Here is a 3,804-nt window from a genome sequence, read left to right as displayed (position 1 = left end):
TTGATTTTCTTTTGACCGCGGTCACTAAACGCAGATCAATTTCAGGTAAATACTTCCTGAACTCCGTGATATAAAATTGCTTGATCAAAATAATCCCTAGCGTTAATTTCCGTATTAACCATAAATTACCTATTTAATATCTAAAAATCAGAGGTAATAATGAGGTACAGTCTTATGTCTTACAATAGCGTTTGTTCAGTATTAGAACAATTATATTGATTCATACTAGCGTCATAAAAAGCAATATTTTCACACTCTTTATAAAGCATCCTGACAGAATGCTGCGAATGCTCTCAGTCTGGCCCTTGACATTCAGTCTGCCCGAGAAGGGAAGTAGCAGCGTATTTTAGAGGGGTACGTATAACTAAGGTACGAGTGACGATATATTTTACACTAAGAGTTTCATGTAATTTAATCTATATTGTTGAAATATAATAATAAAAAATTTAACTCTTAACTCTTAACTCTTAACTCACTATTTTAATCTGGTAAAAATGTCAGCTATTTATACATTTTTGCTCATGTCGAAATCTTTGATTTTTATAACTGGTTGATAATATTAATTAAACAATTTTTGGTACAAAAAATGCACAGTTTCATTTAGCTTTATTATGCTAAAGGCGGAGTAATGAGCTTAGTGGTGCCTTTTAACTTGGTGTGTAAATAAACAAACCTATTGAGGTTGTTTCTTACCCTAAAATTACGATAAGGAATATTCCATGAAACTTATAAAATCTGCCGTTGCTGCGCTTTTATTTGGGCTGATGTTCAGTTCACAAGCCTCGGTAATTCTAATTCTTGCTGCAAACAGCCCAACATCTAACGATATTGACGTAGGGGCGATAGATACGTATCTTGACTCAACGAACGACTTGTCCGCCAGTAGTTCGGGTTGCAGCGATAACTCTAGCCCGAACAGTGAATTGTGCTGGGCGAATTGGTCTCAGAACGCGGCATACACATATTACGGAAAGACAGGTAAGGTTTCTGCGTATAAAACTAATACGACAGGCGTAATTGCATTTGAATTGTCAGAAGGACCTGGTACTTACCTCGTCAAGAACTCTACATGGTGGGGATTATTTACTAACCTAGCTAACGTAAATTGGGGGGTGATTGATACCAGTGTTAATAATTTTAATGGGTCTAATTTGGACTGGAAGGATATGGAAATTAGTCATGTATCTGAGTATGATGGTGACGGGAGTGGGGGGGGGCCGCAGGAAGTACCTGCGCCTGCTTCGCTACTTTTACTCAGCATTAGCTTATTAGGTTTGGTTGGGTTTCGACGTTTTAAAAAAAGCGTAATCAAATGGCGGTTTAGCTAGGTAAATGCCCGGCAATAAAAAGGCACCTTTAATGGTGCCTTTTTGTTTACAATCTTTCGGGTAACATTACCAATACTTATTTTTATGTGCCGATGAACCCACCTAAATATATATACGGCCTTTCTTGCCTTTATCACTGGTAATAGTATTAACCTGCACACTGCTCAGAGTTTGATTACCTGCAACATCAAATGCTCTTGTTAAATTAAGTGGAAACCAGAAGCCGCGTTGCGACTATGCCAACAGCACGATAACTCGGACATATTCGCTTGTGCTTTTAATTGACCATCAATATAGAGCACAACTTTAGTCACCGCTATATTATCAGTTGCAGGCACAGCGATGGACATTCAGGAACTCACTACGCTATATATGACGTTTGTTACTTTTTTTTACGTTATGCGCTAGGTATTTTTGTAACAGAGATATAAAAATCAGTTGCTCTTCTTCATCAAACACGGACACTATTTTTTCTTGTGTTTTAACGTGCGCTACAATGGCTTCTTCAATCAATTTTAGGCCTTTTTTAGTAAGGGCTACGTTAACGCCGCGTTTGTCGTTTTTTTTAATTTTTCTCTTAACTAAGTCTTTCTTTTCCAACTTATCTATTCTGGTCGTCATGGTGCCCGATGTAATGTCCATTTGTTCCAGTAATTCACTTGGTGAGAGTGAATGGGGCGGCCCAGCGCGAAGTAATGTTGCTAAAACATCAAAGCCAGCATCGGTTAATTTGTAGTCCTCAAAATTAGTGTAAAGTTCGCCGTTCATTTCCTTAGTGGTTTGCTGTAATCGTGAAATGAGTGCCATAGGCTTTGTGTTCAAATTGGGCATCTCTTTCGACCATTGCTGAACTTTTTTCTGAACGGGATCCATCAACATTATATCTTTTTAGACTTTACAAAATTAACATACTGATAGTTTATCTTCACGTCAAGATAAAATGCCAGTATGGATTTTCGTATACCTGCACTATAAGGCTCATTAAAAAAATCAAGCTTCTCTTTGTTCATCGCGTTCTTGCTTTTGTTTCTCTTCAAGTTTTTTAAGCTTTATGATATCTGCGCCAAGTATGCGCTCAACCGTTTTTCTTCCTAGAATAGCAACGGGAGAATATGGATACTTTCGTTTAAAAAATTTTTTAAATGCTTTTGTATTGAACATAATAATATATACCTCGCTTAATTTGAGTAATGCTCTATATGTATAATTCATTTACCTTGACATCAAGATAGTTGAATTTTATCTTGATGTCAAGATATTGTATTTATCACTTTAAATATGATTTATAAAAACAATTTCTAGGTTTTTTTGATCACCGTTATTGTAATATTTAAACATGATTTTTGAAAAATAAGTTGACGACGATCAAGGGTCTTGATCTATTACTCACTGTTGCGCATAAATCTTCATTTCAACAGCTGTTTAAATCACTGAAATGTTCGCGCATCTCAGTTTTGCTGCTGGATTTTCAGGAAATTGGCTTGACCGTTATTAAAAGGTCCATTTCATCATACGTTAAAATGATTGCATCAATATGCGCTAATTAGGATATAAGGAGATTGTCTATATGGGACAGCGTCTTAATAAGTCAGAGTTTGGTTTTTAGGATATCTTGGCGTGTATTTTGCTATATTCTTATTATATGTTCGCAAAAATTGAATAATAAATGAAAAATATCGCTAAAAAGTTAGTCCATTTCTGTACGCAAAAACCGAAAATTGTTTACGCTATATTGGTGATTTTGGCGTTGCTTTTTACTGCGCAAATGCCGCGCATAAAAATTGATACTGATCCGGAGAACATGCTTGATGCAGAGCACCCGGCACGGTTGTTTCACAACGAGGTAAAAACACGCTTTGCGATGCATGATTCGATCGTTGTGGGGGTGGTTGATACGAGCACTGAAGAGGGAGTATTTACACCAGCTTCACTGACTGACATATATGACATAACAAAGTCAATATTGTCAATCGAAGGTGTCATTTCTGCAGATCTCATGTCTATTTCAACGGTCGACAATATTACTCAGTCTGCGTCGGGTACTATTCGCTTTGAGTGGATGATGGACAAACCACCTTCTACTCTCGATGAGAGCGCAAAAATCAGAAACTACCTAGCCAGACTGCCATTACTGCAGAACACGTTGGTTTCACAGAATGGCAAAGCGGCTGCCATTTACGTACCTATTAAAGATAAAAATGAAAGCTTTAAAATTGCCGAGCAAATTAGAGCTAATATTAGCCAATTAAACGGTAGTGCTGACTGGTATATCACCGGTTTACCTGTCGCTGAAGATCAGTTTGGTGTTGAGATGTTTATTCAAATGGGGATTTCTGCGCCATTAGCAGGACTGACTATTTTTATACTGTTGTTTTTCTTCTTTAGAAATATTCCACTTATCATCGCGCCTATGGTCGTAGCAATGGCAACCGTGATGATCACGATGGGTGCGCTAATAGGCATGGGATATACCGTG

The 3,804-nt window shown here is 37.3% G+C and carries 5 protein-coding genes; 2 read left to right on the top strand and 3 right to left on the bottom strand.

Translation table 11 applies throughout. The features are described 5' to 3' along the window. The first annotated feature begins 719 nt into the window (after positions 1–719). Positions 720–1,328, top strand: coding sequence for a PEP-CTERM sorting domain-containing protein (locus ACJAT7_RS18455; RefSeq protein ID WP_415228259.1), 609 nt, complete (start codon positions 720–722; stop codon positions 1,326–1,328). Positions 1,329–1,528: 200 nt separating this feature from the next. Here ACJAT7_RS18455 and ACJAT7_RS18450 read toward each other — a convergent pair whose 3' ends face one another. The 3 genes from ACJAT7_RS18450 to ACJAT7_RS18440 all read right to left on the bottom strand — a co-directional run bounded on the left by ACJAT7_RS18450 (position 1,529) and on the right by ACJAT7_RS18440 (position 2,489). Next, positions 1,529–1,678 carry an Ig-like domain-containing protein gene (locus ACJAT7_RS18450; protein WP_415228258.1) on the bottom strand — a complete coding sequence of 50 codons (150 nt, stop codon included), beginning with the start codon at positions 1,676–1,678 and terminating at the stop codon, positions 1,529–1,531. A gap of 16 nt (positions 1,679–1,694) precedes the next feature. Beyond that, positions 1,695–2,207, bottom strand: coding sequence for a MarR family winged helix-turn-helix transcriptional regulator (locus ACJAT7_RS18445; RefSeq protein WP_415228257.1), 513 nt, complete (start codon positions 2,205–2,207; stop codon positions 1,695–1,697). 111 nt (positions 2,208–2,318) lie between these two features. Then, a complete protein-coding gene (locus ACJAT7_RS18440; RefSeq protein WP_415228256.1) occupies positions 2,319–2,489 on the bottom strand; it encodes a hypothetical protein in 171 nt (56 codons plus the stop codon). Between the two features lie 505 nt (positions 2,490–2,994). Between ACJAT7_RS18440 and ACJAT7_RS18435 the strand changes: the two genes are divergently transcribed. Beyond that, positions 2,995–3,804: MMPL family transporter (locus ACJAT7_RS18435; protein ID WP_415228255.1), on the top strand; the 810-nt coding region annotated here is incomplete at its 3' end.

It is taken from the genome of Psychromonas sp. (assembly GCF_047632995.1).
GTDB lineage: Bacteria > Pseudomonadota > Gammaproteobacteria > Enterobacterales > Psychromonadaceae > Psychromonas.
The sequence above is the reverse complement of the archived record's forward strand: the minus strand, read 5'-3'. Positions and strand labels throughout refer to the sequence as shown.